This window comes from Rhodococcus sp. G-MC3, from assembly GCF_030063335.1.
Taxonomy (GTDB): domain Bacteria; phylum Actinomycetota; class Actinomycetes; order Mycobacteriales; family Mycobacteriaceae; genus Rhodococcoides.
Genome location: NZ_JASISW010000022.1, coordinates 27,601 through 46,436, shown reverse-complemented (window position 1 = coordinate 46,436; position 18,836 = coordinate 27,601). Strand labels below are relative to the sequence as shown.

The 18,836-nt window shown below is 62.8% G+C and carries 14 protein-coding genes; 12 read left to right on the top strand and 2 right to left on the bottom strand.

The window, feature by feature from the left end:
* Window positions 1-62: 62 nt before the first annotated feature.
* Complete coding sequence (locus tag QMK17_RS21055; RefSeq protein ID WP_283511250.1) at window positions 63-1,559, top strand: APC family permease; 1,497 nt, start codon at window positions 63-65, stop codon at window positions 1,557-1,559.
* Complete coding sequence (locus QMK17_RS21050; protein ID WP_283511249.1) at window positions 1,556-3,172, top strand: amidohydrolase; 1,617 nt, start codon at window positions 1,556-1,558, stop codon at window positions 3,170-3,172. Before QMK17_RS21055 ends, QMK17_RS21050 begins: the two co-directional genes overlap by 4 nt.
* Before the next feature lie 59 nt (window positions 3,173-3,231).
* Here the strand turns inward: QMK17_RS21050 and QMK17_RS21045 are convergent, their stop codons facing one another.
* On the bottom strand, window positions 3,232-4,665 hold the full coding sequence (locus QMK17_RS21045; RefSeq protein ID WP_283511248.1) for an amidase: 1,434 nt from the start codon (window positions 4,663-4,665) through the stop codon (window positions 3,232-3,234).
* A gap of 203 nt (window positions 4,666-4,868) precedes the next feature.
* Here QMK17_RS21045 and QMK17_RS21040 point away from each other — a divergent pair, with 203 nt between their 5' ends.
* Window positions 4,869-6,185, top strand: coding sequence for a molybdopterin-dependent oxidoreductase (locus QMK17_RS21040; protein ID WP_442972808.1), 1,317 nt, complete (start codon window positions 4,869-4,871; stop codon window positions 6,183-6,185).
* A gap of 73 nt (window positions 6,186-6,258) precedes the next feature.
* On the opposite strand, the gene QMK17_RS21035 is transcribed toward QMK17_RS21040, so the two are convergent.
* Entirely contained in the window at window positions 6,259-7,455 is a 1,197-nt protein-coding gene (locus QMK17_RS21035) for a PucR family transcriptional regulator (RefSeq protein ID WP_283511247.1), read from the bottom strand.
* Window positions 7,456-7,621: 166 nt separating this feature from the next.
* Here QMK17_RS21035 and QMK17_RS21030 point away from each other — a divergent pair, with 166 nt between their 5' ends.
* From QMK17_RS21030 to dapA, 9 genes are all read left to right on the top strand, one after another.
* Window positions 7,622-9,286 (top strand): FAD-binding dehydrogenase, encoded by a 1,665-nt coding sequence (locus QMK17_RS21030; RefSeq protein WP_283511246.1) that lies wholly within the window; start codon window positions 7,622-7,624, stop codon window positions 9,284-9,286.
* Window positions 9,287-9,417: 131 nt separating this feature from the next.
* Window positions 9,418-9,909, top strand: a complete 492-nt coding sequence (locus QMK17_RS21025; protein WP_283511245.1) for a hypothetical protein — start codon at window positions 9,418-9,420, stop codon at window positions 9,907-9,909.
* A gap of 258 nt (window positions 9,910-10,167) precedes the next feature.
* Window positions 10,168-10,521, top strand: a complete 354-nt coding sequence (locus QMK17_RS21020; RefSeq protein ID WP_283511244.1) for an L-rhamnose mutarotase — start codon at window positions 10,168-10,170, stop codon at window positions 10,519-10,521.
* Window positions 10,522-10,567: 46 nt separating this feature from the next.
* A complete protein-coding gene (locus QMK17_RS21015; protein ID WP_283511243.1) occupies window positions 10,568-11,914 on the top strand; it encodes an MFS transporter in 1,347 nt (448 codons plus the stop codon).
* Complete coding sequence (gene rhaI, locus QMK17_RS21010; protein WP_283511242.1) at window positions 11,911-13,074, top strand: L-rhamnose isomerase; 1,164 nt, start codon at window positions 11,911-11,913, stop codon at window positions 13,072-13,074. Before QMK17_RS21015 ends, rhaI begins: the two co-directional genes overlap by 4 nt.
* A gap of 39 nt (window positions 13,075-13,113) precedes the next feature.
* Window positions 13,114-15,147 carry a bifunctional aldolase/short-chain dehydrogenase gene (locus tag QMK17_RS21005; protein WP_283511241.1) on the top strand — a complete coding sequence of 678 codons (2,034 nt, stop codon included), beginning with the start codon at window positions 13,114-13,116 and terminating at the stop codon, window positions 15,145-15,147.
* On the top strand, window positions 15,144-16,604 hold the full coding sequence (locus tag QMK17_RS21000) for a rhamnulokinase (RefSeq protein ID WP_283511240.1): 1,461 nt from the start codon (window positions 15,144-15,146) through the stop codon (window positions 16,602-16,604). Before QMK17_RS21005 ends, QMK17_RS21000 begins: the two co-directional genes overlap by 4 nt.
* Before the next feature lie 20 nt (window positions 16,605-16,624).
* On the top strand, window positions 16,625-17,860 hold the full coding sequence (locus QMK17_RS20995) for an alpha-hydroxy acid oxidase (protein ID WP_283511239.1): 1,236 nt from the start codon (window positions 16,625-16,627) through the stop codon (window positions 17,858-17,860).
* Window positions 17,861-17,949: 89 nt separating this feature from the next.
* On the top strand, window positions 17,950-18,828 hold the full coding sequence (gene dapA / locus QMK17_RS20990) for a 4-hydroxy-tetrahydrodipicolinate synthase (RefSeq protein ID WP_283511238.1): 879 nt from the start codon (window positions 17,950-17,952) through the stop codon (window positions 18,826-18,828).
* The last annotated feature ends 8 nt before the right edge of the window (window positions 18,829-18,836 follow it).

Below are 18,836 nucleotides of genomic sequence, written 5' to 3'. Positions count from 1 at the left end.
TCACGATAGTTAATCGAATCACATTCGATTAATTCTCGGGCCCGCAAACCGTGGAAGGCACCATGACACAAATCGATGAGCCCATGAGCGCACCTGAGCCAGAGTCGGCCCTGAGAGCAAACGCTCTCGGCGCGTCCGGAATCGCTTTCATGGTGGTGGCAGCCGCTGCACCGCTCACCGTGATGGCTGGAGTTGCTCCACTCGCGCTCGCCGTCGGGGGAGTCGGTGCTCCCGTTGCCTACCTCGGGGCCGGCGCCGTGTTCGCGGTGTTCGCCGTGGGATTTCTGGCTATGACCAGGCATGTGGGGGGCGTCGGCGCGTTCTACAGCTACATCACGCTCGGCCTGGGGAAGGCGCTCGGACTTGCGGCAGGCATTCTCGCAGTGCTGTCCTACAACGCCGTCATGATCGGTGTCTACGGCCTGATGGCCGTGCAGACGCAGGCCGCGATCGAGCGGTTGTTGCACGTCCACATCGAGTGGTGGGTGCTGGCACTTGCCGCCATCGTGGTGGTATTGGCAATCGGGCGCCGGGGCGTCGACGTCGGCGCCAAGATCCTGGGAGTGCTGCTGGTCTTCGAGACGGCGATCCTGCTGGTGCTGGCCTTCTCTGTTCTTGTGCAGGGCGGCGCCGACGGGATCGAGTTCAGCTCGTTCACTCCGGACGCGATTATCTCCCCCGGAATGGGCGGGATTCTCGCGATTGCGTTCGCGGCGTTCATGGGGTTCGAGTCCACGGCGGTCTACCGGTCCGAAGCGCGCGACCCGAACCGGACGATTCCACGGGCCACGTACTGCGCGGTGGGCTTCATGGCACTCTTCTACTGCTTCATCGTGTGGTCGATTGTGCAGGCGTTCGGCGACCGCGACGTCCAAGCCGCTGCTGGAGGCGACATCGCCGGGTTGTTTTTCACGGCGATCGAGAAATACGTCGGCCTCTGGGCATCCGACGTCATGTCCGTTCTGATCGTCACGAGTGCACTGGCATCGCAGATTGCTTTCCACAACGCCATCAACCGGTACACCCTCTCACTGGCGAACGACGGAATCTTGCCTCGTTGGCTCGACCACACCCATCCCGTGTTCAAGTCCCCCAGTCGTGCGGGTCTACTGCAGACGGTCGTTGCTGCGGTGGTGGTGTCCGCATTCGCTCTTGCCGGCGCGGATCCATACTACAAACTTCTCCTCCTGCTCAACACTCCAGGAATCATCGGACTGCTTGTCCTGCAACTACTCACTTCGATCGCGGTGGTGGCCTATTTCGTGCGGAAGAAGGCGGTGTCCGCCGAACGTATCGGAGTGATTGCCGCAGCGATCGGTGCCGTGCTGCTGGCAGGTGGTACGGCGCTGCTGATCAAGAACGTCGAACTCCTGACACTCGCCACCGGGATCACCAACGTCCTACTGGTCGGTTCGGTCGGAGTGGTCATTCTCGCCGGTGTCGCCGCCGGCATGTGGTGTCGCTCCCACCGTCCCGACGTCTACGCCGCCATCGGCGGATTCGGCGCACAGCACGAGGCAATCACAACCACACCACATGAGAGAGAGTCCCAGATATGAGCAGCGCCGATCTGATAATCCACGCGGCGTCGGTCCACACACTCGACGACGACTTCGACGGACCTCGTTCGGTTGCCGTTTGCGACGGACTTATTGTTGCAGTCGGGGACGCAGTGACGGTCCGCCATCTTCGCAGCTCCCGGACCGAGGAGATCGACCTCGGCGGCGGATCGCTGACGCCAGGCCTTGTCGACGGCCACATCCATCCGGTCATGGGCCTCAACCTCACGTTCGGTACCGACCTGTCGACAGTGACGGATCTCGACGGCCTTCGGGATGCTCTGCTGCGCAGTATGTCTCATCTCGATCGCGGGGAGTGGATCCGCGGATGGGGATTGAACCCTAACGTTTTCGGCGACCGACCGGTCACGCACGCCCCACTGGTTGACGCAGTCGGCTCGGACATCCCGGTGTTCCTCGAGATGTTCGACGCGCATTCGGCGCTCGCAAGTCCAGCGGCGCTCGCGCTCGCCGGTGTCGACGGACCTCGCACGTTCGAGCAACGATCCGAAATCGTCTGTGATGCGGACGGAGTTCCTACCGGGCACCTTCTCGAACTGGCGGCGATGGGAGTAGTCCGCGCGGTTCTGCCGCTCGAGTCGCCGGACTCCCGTCGCGCACGCCTGCTCGACGTTCTTACCGGTATGGCTGCAGTCGGCATCACTGCGGGCAACGCCATGGATTTCGAAACCGACAGTGGTGATCTGATGCTTGCACTCGAAGCGGAAGGCGAGTTGCCGATGCGTTTGCGGTTTGCTCCGTTCTGTCTACCGGGTAGCGACATCGCCGCACTCGACCACATCACCGAACTTCAACGTCGACGGGGACGCCGGTGGAGGGTCGACGGTGTCAAGTTCATGATCGACGGCACCATCGATGGTGGCACCGCCTGGTTGGACGAGCCAGACACTCATGGTGAATCGACGGTGCCGTTCTGGCCTGAGCCCGATGAGTACCGAAGGGCAGCAACATATCTTGCCGGTCACGGTGTGCCTTTGGTGACGCACGCGATCGGCGACGCCGGAGTGCGGTACGCGCTGGACACCCTTGCGAGTTGTCGTCCAGCCGCCGGGGCAGCGCACCACCGCATCGAACACATCGAAACACTGCCGGACGATCTGGTGCCGATGTTCGCCAGGCATCAGGTCGTCGCGAGTATGCAGCCCACGCATTGCACTCATTACACACGAGCCGACCAGACCGACAATTGGTCTTCGCGCCTGGGCCCCGAACGCGCTGACCGAGCTTTCCGTACGCGCGATATTCGCGACGCGGGTGGCACCTTGGCTCTCGGATCGGACTGGCCGGTCGCACCTTATGACCCCCGTGCGATCATGGCCGACGCGCAACTGCGCCGCCCGGCAGGGCGACCCGAGGTGGAGCCCGTCCGCCCAGAACAGATGCTCACCGCACGAATGGCACTAGAGGGCTACACGACTCATGCTGCGGCGGCTGCAGGCGAATCGAGAACTGCAGGTCGTATCGCGGTGGGTATGCGCGCAGATCTCACGGCCTTCGCCGTCGATCCACTTGCTGCGCCTCCAGACGAACTCGCCGACGCGCCCATTCTGCTCACGACCGTCGGGGGAAGCATCAGTCACTATCAGCGATAGAACCTGAACCGAATTCCGTCCAGCCTTCTCCTGCTATCGCGTGCGCTGCAGATATCGGTTCATTCGACTGCGTCGAATATTCTTCGAAATGGCTGCGCAGCTTCGAGTTCGAATGCCAGCTCGAGTAGGAGCCTTTCAGCTCCTTGGTCGGCCGAAAGCTGGACACCGATGGGCAGGCCGCCGTCCGTCGATTCGAGTGGCAGCGAGATCGCGGGGCCGCCGCTCGCATTGTTGAGAGGGGTGAACGCGACGTAGGCCAGCAAGCGGGGCATGAGTACGTCGAAACCATGTGCTGGGGAGAGGTATCCGAGCTGCGGAGTCGTATGTGCCACTACCGGTGACACCATGACGTCGACGTTGGCAAACGCTTCGTGATAGATCGCCTCCGATTTCCGTAGTCTCCGCACTGCACCCGGGGTCCGCCAGAAGTGCCGTAGAAACATGCGGGAGAGTCCTCGCGTCAAAGCGTCCGTCCGCGACGGGTCGAACGTCGAGTCCATAGTTTTCTTGCCAAATTTCTGGACCGCGAAGGCCATCAACCCCCAGTAGTGCGTGAAGTCTTCCTGGAACGCCAGGAGGTCTTTCTTCTGTAGCGGCAAACCGATGTCGCGTACATCGTGCCCGAGGTCGGCCAATGCACGGGTGGTGTTCGAGACCGCCGCGTGTGTGTCACTGTCGAGAGGTATGCCGGGTAGCGAGCGGGTGATTACGCCGATTCTCAGACGCCTGCGCACCGGACCCTCGACGAGCCCGACCGAAGCAAGACCGCGTGGGTTGCGGTATTGCTCGATCTGCGCAACGAACGCTGCAGTGTCACGCACTGTTCGGGTGAGGACTCCGTTGGACACGATGTTCACCGGCATACCGGAGGCGTGGGCGTCGATGATCTCGCGTCCACGAGTGAGTTTGAGACCAACCAGCCCGCAGGCCGCGGCAGGTATACGTATGGAACCGCCGCCATCGTTTGCATGCGCAATGGGAACCACTCCCGCGGCAACCAACGCAGCAGATCCGCCTGACGATGCTCCGCTGGAGTAGTCGGTGTTCCACGGGTTGCGAGTCGGTGGCAGCGATTCGTATTCGGTGGTGGCGTTGAATCCGAACTCGGGCATCGTCGATTTTCCCAGACTGATCAAACCGGTCGACAGGAGCTGGTCGGTGAACGCCGCGTTGCGGGTCGCGGCCGGGGCATCGACGGCGAGTGAGCCTTGGTTGCTCGGCATGCCTGCGAAATCAGTGTTGTCCTTGATGAATGTCGGGACTCCCGCGAAGACGCCCGGCCCCAGGCTGCGGGCGCTGCTGCGTGCTCGGTCGAAGTCCGCGGTCTGTATCGCGTTCAGGCGACCGTTGACCATCTCGGCGCGCGCGATTGCGGCGTCGACACCCTCGGCTGCTGTGATGTCGCCTGCGGCTATAGCCGCTGCAACACCGGTTGCGTCGAGTTCCCCGAGCGCGTCGTCGGTGAACGAGTGAACCCGGCTGGACTGCGACATCGAACCTCCTGCACAGCGTTGGTCGAACCGATCGATCCACGGTACTTCGTCGTCAGGCACATCCCCTCACCGCGCTGACCTCGCCGATGCATCTTCCGGCAATCCGGCGATCCTTCCGTAGCGAAGTACATATAACGAAGGCAGACGAGGATTAGGATCGCGACGTGGCGAAATCGGGTGGACCAGGGCCGAAAGAGTCGCTGTTGCCTGAACCTGCGTCGGACTCCGAATACGGGTTTCCCGTTCCGGTCTTCCGTTCGATGGCTCGGCTCCGTCCACCTGGATTCGAACGGCTCTCACGCTTTCGAAGCCCGTTGCGCGGGCCGTGGCTGACGTCGTTCTTCGGATCGCTGCTGTTGGTAGCACTCCCGATCATCATCGTGACCGGTCTGCTGTCCTATATCGCGTACAGCCCACAGTTCGGACAAGCGCGACCGGGCAACGTCGGATGGTTGAAGCTCCCGACCTTCGATTGGCCCACCGACCCAGTCTGGCTCTACCAACTCACCCAGGGTTTACACGTCGGCCTCGGGTTGGTGATCATTCCACTGGTCGTCGCAAAGCTCTGGTCGGTGATGCCCAAGCTGACCCAGTGGCCGCCAGTCAGGTCGATCGCTCAGCTGCTCGAACGTATTTCACTGTTGGCGCTCGTCGGTGGACTGCTGTTCGAAATCATCACCGGTGTTCTCAATATTCAGTACGACTACATCTTCGGCTTCGACTTCTATGCCGCGCACTACTTCGGTGCCTGGGTGTTCATCGCCGGATTCGTCGTCCACGTCGTCCTCAAAGTTCCCTTGATGTGGCGGACCCTGCGTTCGCGGTCGCTCATGGAGATACTCCGTACGAGGACCGAGGACACCGAACCCGAAGAGCTCGACGAGAGCGGGCTCGTCTCGCGCGACCCTGCCCCTGCCACTATTGCTCGCCGCGGTGCGCTCGGACTCGTCGCCGCGGGATCCACCCTCATCGCGATCCTCACAGTCGGCCAGACGTTGGGTGGCCCATTGCGCGCAGCGGCGCTCCTGTTGCCGCGAGGCCGGTCCTATGGGGACGGACCCAACGATTTTCAGATCAACCGCACCGCAACGGCGGCGGGGATAACCGACAGTGACGCCGGACCCGACTGGCAGCTCACCCTTACCGGCTCCTCCGAGGTGGTCTTGACCCGCGACAGGCTTCTATCGCTGCCTCAGCACACGGCAGTATTGCCGATCGCGTGCGTCGAGGGTTGGTCGAGCACTCAAACCTGGACGGGGGTGCGGCTCGCAGACCTAGCGGCGCTCGCCGGTGTTGCCGCTCCGCGGTCCGCCGTCGTTACATCGCTCGAGAAGAGTGGTGCGTTCAATCAAGCCATCCTGCAAGGCAATCAGGTGACACATCCCGACGGACTGTTGGCGTTGATGGTCAACGGCGCCGAGCTCTCCCTGGATCACGGGTACCCGGCGCGAATCATAATTCCTGCCCTTCCCGGCGTTCACAACACCAAATGGGTAAGCGGTATCGAGTTTCGGGCCTGAACCGATACCTACTCGAGAAACGGTGCGCTACCGCCGGTGGTCAACCATGAATCCTTGTCATCGGGTGTTCTTGTCAGTGGCGCCGCGAGGACCGCGGTGTCGACAGTTGGCGCAGCTGGATAGCGGTGTCGAGTGCGAGCCGGTGCCAACCATTTCTAGGGTCCCTACCCGTGAGCTCACGGGCTCGCCGAAGGCGGTATCGCAGGGTTTGCGGATGTACGAGAAGCGCGGCTGCGGCCGCGGTTGCCGTTCCGGTGGAGATGAACGACGCCAGACCGGCGAGGATGTGGTCGTTCGCGGGGTCGGCCAGCGGGCCGAGGATGGACGCCACGACTGCGCCGGTGTCGGCGCTGGGCCGGGCGGTGAGCAACGCGAGAAGCTGCGCGTCACCTTCGTCGAGTACCGAGCGCTCTCCATATGCGTGTTCCGGGGCGGTATCGAGGGCGTACTCGGCAAGTCTGTACGCTGTGCCGACATCGCCTATCGGGTGTCCGGAGATCATGCATCCGCGTAACAGCATTGTCCGACAAAGGCTCTCGATGTCCTCGGGCGTGATGGTGTTCGGCAGCAGGAAGATCGCGCGAAGTGACCGTCTGGTGCACAGCTGGCTGCCGGTGCCGACAAGTGCTTCCACGGCTGCGTCGACAGCGTCATCGCTGGGCGGCCTCGATGTCTCGAGGGATTGTACGACGAGAATGTGCGGACGATCCGGCAGATCCAGAGCCAGTTCGCGGCTACGGTCCGCAAGTGCACCGGGTGAACTCTGACGCCCTGCAATCAGATCATCGAGAAGTGCGGCACGCGCTTGGCTGCGATCGGAGAGCAGTCGCCCCCTAGCCGAGGTGTAAGCATCGATAATTGCCTCGGAGATCAGGTCGATTCCTTCGATCAGCACGACACTGAGTTCGGCGATGTCTCCCGGCTCCAGATCGTTCAGGTACTCGGTGGCCACGTGCCGTACGAACACACTCGACGCGACACGGTAGGCCCGAAGTACGTCGGTGAGCGGTCTGCCATCCGAGGCGCGCGCGACCCCGATCGCACGAAATCTTGCTTGATCCCGGTCGTCGAGTGTGTCGCGACCGCCGGACCACAGCTGCAGGAGCCTGCGAAGCGACCAATAGGTGATGGCCTCGACGTCGGCGAGTTGTGCGCCGCGCAGATCTCGATACGCGGGTATCGCCTCGCGGATCGCATCGACTGCCGTCGCCACCACCGTCTGCATCCGGCCGTCGATCCGAGCAGCGACGATGTCGCGGGCGGGGTGCACAGTGCAAGCAACCTCTCTCAGGGATGCCGGCTTGTCACCGGTTGATAAATCATATCGTCGATTCGGACCGTTTTCTTGCGCTTGTTTGTCATTTTCAGCATTGTCGAAGGCGACGAGAGCTATCGGGTCGCGCAAGCCCGATGGGTGAGCGAGGAGAGGACCGGAGATGGACGCGGACGTGATCGTTGTCGGAGCTGGACTGGCGGGGTTGGTGGCTACGGCCGAACTGGCAGATGCAGGCAAGAAGGTTCTTCTTCTCGACCAAGAGCCCGAGCAGAATCTCGGCGGTCAAGCCTTTTGGTCGCTGGGTGGTCTCTTCATGATCGACACCCCGGAGCAGCGCCGGATGGGAATCAAGGACTCACCTGAACTGGCATGGCAGGACTGGCTCGGAACCGCCACATTCGACCGCGGCATCGATGATCCCGCGGGGGAGGATTATTGGGGCTACCAGTGGGCGCGTGCGTATCTCGACTTCGCGGCGGGGGAGAAGCGGTCCTGGTTGCATGGTCAGGGGTTGCGGTGGGTACCGATCGTCGGTTGGGCCGAACGCGGTGGCTACCTCGCCGACGGCCACGGCAACTCGGTTCCCCGGTTCCATCTGACCTGGGGGACCGGGCCGGGCGTCGTCGCACCGTTCGAACGCCGTGTACGGGAGGCTGCGGGTAGAGGCCTGGTGCGCTTCGGATTCCGCCATCGCGTCGACGAGTTGTCCATGACCGACGGCGTAGTCGATGGCGTTCGCGGTGCAGTGCTCGAACCCAGCGTGTCCGAGCGCGGATCAGGCAGTAACAGGACCGAGGTCGACGGTTTCGAACTCCACGCAGGCGCGGTCCTGGTCACCGCGGGCGGGATCGGAGGCAATCACGATCTCGTCCGCGCAAATTGGCCCGCCAGGCTGGGGACCGCCCCCAAGTCCATGATCTCCGGTGTGCCCGAACACGTCGACGGACGCATGATCGGCATCACCGAGCGCGCCGGCGGACGGTTGGTCAACAAGGACCGGATGTGGCACTACACCGAAGGCATCAGAAACTGGAATCCGATCTGGGCCAATCACGGTATCCGCATCATTCCGGGACCCTCGTCGATGTGGTTCGACGCTCGTGGCCGTCGATTTCCGGCCCCGAACTTTCCTGGTTTCGACACTCTCGGCACCCTTCGAGCAATTCAGGACACCGGCTACGACTACTCGTGGTTCGTGCTCACCCAGAAGATCATCGAGAAGGAGTTCGCGCTGTCGGGATCGGAACAGAACCCCGATATCACCGACAAGAACCTCAAACTTGTTCTCAAACGTGTCTTACCTGGGGCCAGCGGTCCGATCGAGGCGTTCAAGAAGCACGGTGAGGACTTCGTTGTGGCCGACAACATCGACGACCTCGTCGCAAGTATGAACAAGATAACCGACGAACCACTGATCGATCGAGATGATCTGCATCGCCAGATCGTCGCTCGCGACCGCGAGACCGACAACGCGTTCACCAAGGACCTGCAGATTTCTGCCATCCACAATTCCCGTCGCTCACGCGGTGAACGGATTGCCAGGACGGCATCACCACACAAGATATTGGATCCGAAGTCGGGACCGTTGATTGCCGTCCGGCTCAACATCGTCACCCGTAAGACGTTGGGCGGCATTCAAACCGACCTCGCCGGGCGAGTTCAGAATAATCACGGCACGAGTGTGCCCGGTCTGTGGGCCGCCGGTGAGATAGCGGGATTCGGCGGTGGCGGCGTGCATGGATATCGATCGTTGGAGGGCACATTCCTCGGCGGATGCATCTTTAGTGGCCGCCAGGCTGGTCGCGCACTTGCGGCGGAGCTGTAGAGGGGAGTGGGTCCAGCGGCAGGGCTTGTAATTGAGCGTTCGAGACCTTGTCGTGGCCTTGACAGGGGGAGCAGTCTGAGAGGAGCGCACACACGTCGATAAGGGCGGGTGCGAAAATCGAGGAGGATCTGATGAATGCTGGATCTGGAAAGCATCAGGACGAGGAGCCGCAATCCGAACGTGGCGAAACGGGTTCGCGCGGGTTCGAAGCTGTGGGGAAGGGCTCGGCAGATCGACCGAGCGGATCGTTCGACGACGAGGAAATGCAGTCCGCGGCGCCGGGGTATCGCGACCCCGATTCCGATGCCGGTCGTCAGGCGGAGCCGGAGTTCACTGACGAAATCAACGATGTCGAGCCGGTGGTGCCTCCGTACGAGGGGCGAAAGGAGCGCGCCGACGTCCATCCGCAGACGGAGAAGGCCGGCCCCAACGCCGCCGGTGCACGAGGTCCGGTCGAAGACGATCAGGCCAAGTCGCCGGATCCGTCGAAGACGCCGAGCGGAGCCACAGCGTCTCCTGCCGACGAGCGTCCCGCAGACGAGGGATCCGAAACCGAGGACAGCGAACCGGGAGTGGGCCCATCGCATCAAGCAGGCGTGCCGAAGGCTGAAGACAAGTCTTGATTTTGTCGCTCTCGCGCCGTAATCACGTGAGAACAGTCGGGGCAGGGTCGAATACTGCCGGTGTCACATTCGCGTGAACCGACGCCGGTGTGCGAGGTTTCTCAACTTCGAGTGGTGCCTCCGCACGTCGAGAGTAGTCGGGGGCTCTTGACGCGGATCTCATTGAGCCATTATGGTGAGCAAGACCACTGAATGAAACGTTTCAATCAAAGCGTGTCAATCGGAGGTCTCCCTGTACCTTCTGCTTATCGAGGCTCGATGAACCCGATCGCTACCGACGCATCCACATCGAAGACCCAACGCATGTGCTTCCTGCTGGCCCTGCGCCCGGAGCGTGTCGAGGACTATCTCGCCGCTCACGAACACGTGTGGCCGGAGATGCTCGATGCGCTACGCACCGCCGGATGGCGGAACTACTCGCTGTTTCTCCGTAAGGAGGACGGCCTCGTGGTCGGCTACGTCGAGTCTCGGGACCCGCAGGCGATGACAGCAGCGATGAGCGCGACGGATGTCGACGCCCGCTGGCAGAAGACCATGGCCGAATATTTCGAACCGTCGGCTCGTCCCGATGCACCCCTCGAGTTTCTCACTCACTACTTTCACCTTCCCTGACCTCGAGTCGCGAGATGTCATCCCTCACAATGATTCCGGAGCCCTCATGAAAATTGGCGCCACATCCACCACCGGGTGGAAGGCAACCATTTCGGTTGCGATGAGCAACTACATCGAAGCTGGATCGATCATTGCGATCGCAACCTCACTCACGTTGTGGCAGAACGAGTTCGGTATCAGCAACCTCGCCGTCGGTTTGCTGGCCGCCTTCAGCGCCAACGCCTTCGGTGCGGCCATCGGCGCCGGCATCGGCGGGCCACTGTGCGACCGCTTCGGACGAAAGGCCATCTATACCTACGACCTGATGGTGTACATGGTCGGGGTACTGCTCGCAGCATTCGCGGTCAACTTCACCATGCTCCTCGCCGCGTTCGTGATCACCGGCGTCGCGGTGGGGGCGGGCGTTCCGGCGTCGTGGACCTACATCGCCGAGCAAGCCCCCTCACGTGAACGTGCTCGACATGTCGGCACGGCTCAACTCGCCTGGTCGGTGGGACCTTTCGTCGGATTTGCGCTCGCCGCTGCGTTGTCACCACTCGATCTGCTCGGCTCGCGCATCATCTTTCTCCACCTCTTCGTTGTGGCTGCTGTCGTCTGGTGGATCCGTCAGGGACTGCCCGAGTCGGTGATCTGGAAGGACGAGGCGAAGGACACCGCCGCTGCTGCGGCTCGGGCCGTGACGTTCGGAGCACAGGGGTTGAAAGGCTTGTTCACCAAGCGGGTCAACATCACCGCTCTGCTCGTGTTGATCGGCATCTATGGCTTCTGGAACACGGTTGCAGGCCAGGCGGGCATTTTCATGCCGCGCGTCTACGAGAGTGCCGGTGTCGAGAGCGCCGTCGAGCAGGACCTGCTTCAGGTTCTGGTCTGGGGCTGCACCGTCGCGGCCACGTATTTCGGATTCATGAGGTTCGCCGATCGTGTGTCGCAGCGGGCTCTGTACATACTGGGTGCAGTCCTCGGTATCGCGGCGTGGGCGATACTCGTGTTCTTCACGGACGCCGGGATGCCCACACTGTTGATCTTCGCCGTGACGTGGGGCACCGCATCCGGTATCGGCGCGCAGGCGTTCTACAGCCTCTGGGCCAGCGAACTGTTCGCAACCCCGTACCGAGCCAGCGCGCAGGGATTCATGTTCTTCATCGTTCGTACGGCGACCGGGCTGCTCAGCTACTTCTTCCCGACGTTGCTCGCCGCGACCGGACTCACCACCGTCGGTCTTCTGCTGATCGGTTTGCTCACCGTCGCTCTGGCTATCGGCGCAGTGTTCGCACCGAACACCCGCGGGAAGTCGCTGCAGGAGATCGAAACCGAGCGCTACGGCAGTGTCGTGTCCACTGAAATGTCAGATCCCGCCGGCGAAACCGGCCGTACCCCGGAGCGTGCACTATGACCACCCCCGATCCAACCGCTGTTCTCGACGCCCTCGCGATCGAACTTCCGTCCTGGGCGTTCGGCAACTCGGGCACCCGGTTCAAAGTGTTCGGTACCCCTGGTACTCCTCGAACCATTCAGGAGAAGATCGCGGACGCCGCCACTGTCCATCGTCTCACCGGCCTTGCTCCGGCTGTGGCACTGCATATTCCGTGGGATCTGGTAGACGACTTCGCCGCCCTCGTTCGCTACGCCGAGGACCAGGGCGTGAAACTGGGGACGGTCAATTCGAATACCTTTCAGGACGACGACTACAAATTCGGCAGTCTCACACACACCGACAAGTTGGTGCGTCAGAAAGCAATCGACCACCACATTCGCTGCCTCGAGATCATGACCGAGACCGGATCGCAGGATCTGAAGGTATGGCTTGCGGACGGAACGAACTATCCGGGCCAGGGCGATATTAGAGGCAGGCAGGACCGTCTCGCGGAATCGCTCGCGGCGATCTACCAGCACGTCGGTGAGCAGCAGCGATTGGTGCTCGAATACAAGTTCTTCGAGCCTGCCTTCTACGTCACGGATGTACCGGACTGGGGCACCTCATATGCGCACACCGTGGCGCTGGGGGAGCGTGCGGCAGTGTGCCTCGACACCGGACATCACGCACCGGGTACCAACATCGAGTTCATCGTCGCTCAGCTACTGAGGCTCGGCAAGCTCGGATCCTTCGATTTCAATTCGCGCTTCTACGCCGACGACGATCTCATCGTCGGCGCGGCGGACCCGTTCCAGCTTTTCAGGATCATGTTCGAGGTGATCCGTGGAGGCGGACTCGCCGCCGGTTCCGACCTCGCACTCATGCTCGATCAGTGCCACAACGTCGAGGCCAAGATTCCCGGTCAGATCAGATCGGTGCTCAACGTGCAGGAAATGACACTGAGGGCTGCCCTTGTCGATACTTCGGCGTTGACGGTTGCTCAGGAATCCGGAGATGTTCTCGGTGCCAACGAAATATTCATGGACGCCTTCTACACCGATGTGCGTCCGCGTCTCGAGGCCTGGCGCGAGGACCGAGGTCTGCCCGCCGCGCCGATGCGTGCCTACGGCGAGTCCGGGTACCAGGAACGTATCGAAACCGACCGTGTAGGCGGCACCCAGACCTCCTGGGGTGCCTGAGCCATGTCCATCGACCCCGCTGCCACAAGGAACATCACCATGAATCAGACTGTCGCCGATCTGCTGGCGCGATCGAATCGCCTCGGCTCCGATCCCACCAACACAAACTATGCAGGAGGGAACACCTCGGCCAAAGGCACCGACATCGACCCGGTGACGGGTGCCGACGTCGAGTTGATGTGGGTCAAGGGATCCGGTGGTGATCTGGGGACCCTTGCCGAGAGTGGCCTCGCGGTACTGCGTCTCGACCGGTTGCGTTCACTAGTCGACGTCTACCCGGGAATGGACCGCGAAGACGAGATGGTCGCGGCGTTCGACTACACCCTGCACGGACGCGGCGGGGCCGCACCATCCATCGATACCGCCATGCACGGCTTGGTCGATTCACCGCACGTCGACCACCTACATCCCGACTCCGGAATCGCGATCGCGACAGCTGCCGATGGTGAGGAGTTGACTCACGCCGTCTACGGCGACCGTGTCGTGTGGGTGCCGTGGCGTCGTCCGGGATTCCAACTGGGACTCGATATTGCGGCAATCAAGGCCGAAAACCCGCAGGCGATCGGATGTATCCTCGGCGGTCACGGCATCACCGCATGGGGCGAGACGAGTGATGTGGCCGAGGCCAACTCTCTCGAGATCATCCGAGCGGCTCAGGCATACCTCGACGAGCACGGAAAAGCCGAGCCTTTCGGCGCAGCGCTCGACGGCTATGCGGCACTGCCGGAGGAGCAGCGGCGCGCCAAGGCTGCTGCCCTCGCGCCTCATATCCGAGGTCTTGCCTCGACCGACGAGCCGAAGGTCGGCCACTTCACCGACTCGGCAGCTGTTCTCGAGTTTCTCGCAGCTTCCGAACATCCTCGGCTCGGCGCACTCGGTACGAGTTGCCCTGACCATTTCCTGCGTACCAAGGTCAAGCCGCTCGTCCTCGACCTTCCCTCGGACGCGTCCGTCGAACAGTGCATCGAACGCCTGTCGACTCTTCACGACGCCTACCGCAAGGACTACCAGGCGTACTACGACCGCTATGCCACCGAGAACTCTCCAGCAATCCGGGGAGCGGACCCGGCAGTCGTGCTGATCCCCGGCGTCGGCATGTTCACCTACGGCAGCAACAAGCAGACCGCGCGCGTCGCCGGTGAGTTCTACGTCAACGCGATCAACGTGATGCGCGGCGCAGAATCGGTCTCGCGCTACAGCCCGATCGACGAGTCCGAGAAGTTCCGGATCGAGTACTGGGCGCTCGAAGAAGCCAAGCTCGCGCGTATGCCGAAGCCGAAGCCGCTCGCGACCCGTATCGCTCTGGTCACGGGTGCGGCATCGGGCATCGGCAAGGCGATCGCACAGCGGCTTGCGGCCGAGGGTGCCTGCGTCGTCATCGCAGATCTCGATGCGCAGAAGGCAATCGACGTCGCCGCCGAGATCGGCAGCACGGATGTCGCAGTCGGTATATGCGCCGATGTCACCGATGAGGTCGCGGTCCAGGCTGCCGTCGACGCAACGGTTCTCGCGTTCGGCGGAATTGACCTCGTGGTCAACAATGCCGGGCTCTCACTGTCCAAGCCGCTGCTCGACACGACCGTCGCCGACTGGGATCTGCAGCACAATGTTATGGCCCGCGGCTCGTTCCTGGTCTCGCGAGCAGCCGCGTCGGCTCTCATCGCGCAGAAGATGGGCGGAGACATCCTGTACATCTCGTCCAAGAACTCTGTGTTCGCCGGGCCCAACAACATCGCCTACTCCGCTACCAAAGCCGATCAGGCTCATCAGGTACGTCTGCTCGCAGCCGAATTGGGCGAGCATGGCATCAAGGTGAACGGAATCAACCCCGACGGTGTGGTGCAGGGGTCGGGAATCTTCGCGGGCGGATGGGGCGCGTCGCGGGCAGCGGTGTACGGCGTGGACGAGTCGGACCTGGGCAAGTTCTACGCCCAGCGGACGTTGCTCAAGCGCGAGGTGCTGCCCGAGAACATCGCCAATGCCGCGTTCGTGATGTGCACGTCCGACTTCTCGCACACCACCGGACTCCACGTGCCGGTCGACGCCGGTGTTGCCGCTGCGTTCCTGCGATGACGATCGGGCAGGTTGCGGCCGTCGACCTCGGCGCGACGAGCGGACGAGTTGTCCTCGCGACCGTCGGAACGGATTCCGCGGGCAAAGACGTCCTCGAGCTCGACGTGGCCGCGCGCTTTCCGAACGAACCACTGCGCCTGTGGAACGGCACGCGGGCAGTGCTGCACACCGACGTTCCAGGTCTCTTCGGGTACGTCCGTGGCGGGCTGGCCGATGCCGCGCGTCGGTCGACGAATCTGGTGAGCATCGCGGTCGACTCGTGGGCGGTCGATTACGGCCTGCTGCGAGAGGGCACGCTGCTCGGGCTCCCGCATCACTACCGTGACGAGCGCACCGCTCGCGGCGTCGAACTCGTCGAGTCGGTGGTGGACCGAGCAGAACTGTTCGCACGCAACGGATTGCAGTTTCTGCCCTTCACCACCGTCTACCAGCTTGCGGTGGACCGCGCGGACGGCGTTCTGGATCTGGCCGATCGTGCGTTGCTGGTGCCCGATCTGATCGGGTACTGGCTGACGGGCAAGGAGGTGACCGAGCGCACGAATGCGTCGACAACCGGATTGTTCGGCACCGATGGAACTCTCGACACCGTGATTCTCGATCGGCTGGGGCTGGCGCAGACACTGTTCGCGGATCTGGCGGAGCCAGGATCGGTCTTGGGTCGAGTGCTTCCCGGTATCGTCGACGGTGATCCTGCCGCGACGGTGACCACGGTCGGATCTCACGACACGGCCTCCGCTGTCGCCGCCGTACCCATGGACCCGGACACATCGGCATATATCTCCTGTGGGACATGGGGACTGGTAGGCGTCGAGACGCGCACTCCGATCATCGACGAACGCGTTCGTGCAGCCGGATTCACCAACGAAGCAGGGGTGGACGGACGAACCCGACTGTTGCACAACGTGATGGGACTGTGGTTGTTGTCCGAATCCGTTCGCGAATGGACCGGGCAGGACGGAACGGCCGTCGACCTTCCCGAGTTGGTCGACGCGGCGGCACAGTGCCCGCCCACGACGCACATCTTCGAGGCCGACGATGATTGCTTCCTATCGCGCGGCGACATGCCTGCACGTATCGCTCGGTGGTACGCCGAGCGCGGTCTACCTGTCCCCGCAACTCGTGTCGAGACCGTCCGGGCGATCGTCGACTCGCTTGCCGCTGCACTCGCGCGTTCGGTTCGCGACGCCGCAGCGGTGTCCGGCGTCGATGTACGACGAGTACATGTTGTTGGCGGCGGCGCTCAGAACACCCTGCTCTGCCGTTCGCTTGCCGATGAACTCGGATTACCCGTACTTGCGGGCCCCGTGGAAGCGACGGCCATCGGTAACGTGTTGGTGCAGGCGCGGACACACGATTTGATCGACGGAGACCTGCAACGACTCCGGCACACCGTGGCGTCGGCGTTTCCGCCCATACGTCACGAACCCTCGCCGCGTCACGGTTCACGCACCGCGTGATCACCGGAAAGGAACACAAGATGATCAAGAGGCAGTTCCCCAAGGTGCGCGACCTCGCGCCCCTCATGCAGTTCAAGAAGCCCGAACTCAACGCGAAGAAGCGTCGACTCGACGCGGCCCTGACGATCGAAGATCTGCGCGCGATCGCCAAGCGGCGCACCCCGACGGCCGCATTCGACTACACCGACGGGTCGGCCGAAGCCGAGCTGTCGATCGGGCGGGCGCGGCAGGCGTTCCAGGACATCGAGTTTCATCCGGCCATCCTGCGTGACGTGTCGAAGATCTCGACCGGGTGGGACGTACTCGGAGCCCCGGTTTCCCTTCCCTTCGGTATCGCACCGACGGGATTCACCCGCATGATGCAGACCGAGGGTGAAATCGCGGGTGCTCACGCTGCCGCGCGTGCAGGAATTCCGTTCTCGCTGTCGACGATGGGAACGAGCTCGATCGAGGACGTCCGCGATGCGAACCCGCGGGGTCGCAACTGGTTCCAGCTGTACATGTGGAAGGACCGTGAGCGCTCGATGGCGCTTGTCGATCGGGCCGCAGCGGCGGGTTTCGACACCCTGCTGGTGACCGTCGACGTACCCGTGGCAGGAGCCAGGCTCCGCGACAAGAGGAACGGCATGACCATCCCGCCGGCGCTGACACCCGGCACCGTCCTCGATGCGCTTCCGCGCCCGAAGTGGTGGATCGATCTTCTGACGACCGAGCCGCTGTCGTTCGCGTCCATCGATCGCTGGTCCGGTACCGTCGCCGAATTGCTCGACACGATGTTCGATCCCACCGTGACGTTCGAGGACCTCGCGTGGATCAAGTCGCAGTGGCCGGGAAAACTCGTCGTGAAGGGTATACAAACGCTCGACGATGCCAAAGCCGTGACCGAGCTCGGTGCCGACGGCATCATTCTGTCCAATCACGGCGGCCGACAACTCGACCGTGCCCCGATTCCGTTCCACCTGCTACCCGACGTTGCTCGGGAAGTGGGAAAGGATACCGAGGTCATGATCGACACCGGCATCATGTCCGGAGCCGACATCGTTGCCTCGATCGCACTCGGTGCCCGGTTCACTCTGGTCGGACGCGCTTACCTGTACGGCCTGATGGCCGGTGGTGAGGCCGGTGTCAACAGAGCTGTCGACATTCTGTCCGAACAGGTGGAACGGACGATGCGTCTTCTCGGGGTAACGGCGCTCGAAGAATTGGTGCCCGGGCACGTCACGCAGCTCGAGCGTCTGATTCCACGCGCCCGCTAGTCCTGCGTGCGGTCTCGCTCGCTGCATTCGTCTACCATCCTGTGCGAAGCTCGAACCCTGTAAGCACTTGGACGGAAGGCGTCGGAAGCGTGATCACCGGAAGCATCGTTGCAATAGTCACTCCGATGACCGAGAGCGGTGAAGTCGACCACGTGTCGTTCGGCGAACTCGTTGAACGCCAGGTCACCTCGGGTACCTCCGCCATCGTGTCGGTCGGTACCACGGGGGAGTCCTCGACGCTGTCGGTGTCCGAGCACACGGAGATCATCCGGCGCACGATCGAGGTGGTGGCAGGACGTGTTCCGGTGATCGCGGGTACCGGCGCCAATTCGACGTCCGAGGCGATCCACTTGACCAGGGCCGCGCTTGCTGCGGGCGCTGATGGCGCATTGCTGGTCACGCCTTACTACAACAAGCCGCCGCAGGAGGGTCTGTACCGGCACTTCCGCGCGGTCGCGGAAGCCGTCGACATTCCTCAGTATCTGTACAACGTTCCGGGACGCACCGGCTGCGACATGCTCCCGTCGACCGTTGCGCGGCTCTCGGAGATTCCCAACATCGTCGGCCTCAAGGAGGCCGCGGGGGACCTCGATCGGGTACGCGAACTTGTTGCACTGGAGCTGGCGGACTTCGCGCTTTACTCCGGAGACGACAGCACCGCGTGCGCAAGCATGTTGGCCGGGTTCCACGGCAATATCTCGGTCACGGCGAACGTCGCCCCCGAGGCCATGGCTCGTATGTGCGCGGCAGCGCTCGAGGGCGACGCCGAGGCAGCTTCAGAGATCGATGCGAACCTGGTGGGCTTGCACAGCGCCTTGTTCGCCGAGCCGAATCCGATTCCGGTCAAGTGGGCGCTCGCCGAGATGGGCCTCATGCCGGGAGGCATCAGGCTGCCACTCGTCGAACTTGACGAGTGGCATCACGAGGACGTCCGCGCAGCTTTGCGCAGTGCCTCGCTGCTGGCCTGACCGGGCCC

Bases quoted from the DNA above. Each gene is read 5' to 3' on its own strand.
- QMK17_RS21055 (WP_283511250.1), top strand. From the start codon at position 63: ATGACACAAATCGATGAGCCCATGAGCGCACCTGAGCCAGAGTCGGCC.
- QMK17_RS21050 (WP_283511249.1), top strand. From the start codon at position 1,556: ATGAGCAGCGCCGATCTGATAATCCACGCGGCGTCGGTCCACACACTC.
- QMK17_RS21045 (WP_283511248.1), bottom strand. From the start codon at position 4,665: ATGTCGCAGTCCAGCCGGGTTCACTCGTTCACCGACGACGCGCTCGGG.
- QMK17_RS21030 (WP_283511246.1), top strand. From the start codon at position 7,622: ATGGACGCGGACGTGATCGTTGTCGGAGCTGGACTGGCGGGGTTGGTG.
- QMK17_RS21025 (WP_283511245.1), top strand. From the start codon at position 9,418: ATGAATGCTGGATCTGGAAAGCATCAGGACGAGGAGCCGCAATCCGAA.
- QMK17_RS21020 (WP_283511244.1), top strand. From the start codon at position 10,168: ATGAACCCGATCGCTACCGACGCATCCACATCGAAGACCCAACGCATG.
- QMK17_RS21015 (WP_283511243.1), top strand. From the start codon at position 10,568: ATGAAAATTGGCGCCACATCCACCACCGGGTGGAAGGCAACCATTTCG.
- rhaI (WP_283511242.1), top strand. From the start codon at position 11,911: ATGACCACCCCCGATCCAACCGCTGTTCTCGACGCCCTCGCGATCGAA.
- QMK17_RS21005 (WP_283511241.1), top strand. From the start codon at position 13,114: ATGAATCAGACTGTCGCCGATCTGCTGGCGCGATCGAATCGCCTCGGC.
- QMK17_RS21000 (WP_283511240.1), top strand. From the start codon at position 15,144: ATGACGATCGGGCAGGTTGCGGCCGTCGACCTCGGCGCGACGAGCGGA.
- QMK17_RS20995 (WP_283511239.1), top strand. From the start codon at position 16,625: ATGATCAAGAGGCAGTTCCCCAAGGTGCGCGACCTCGCGCCCCTCATG.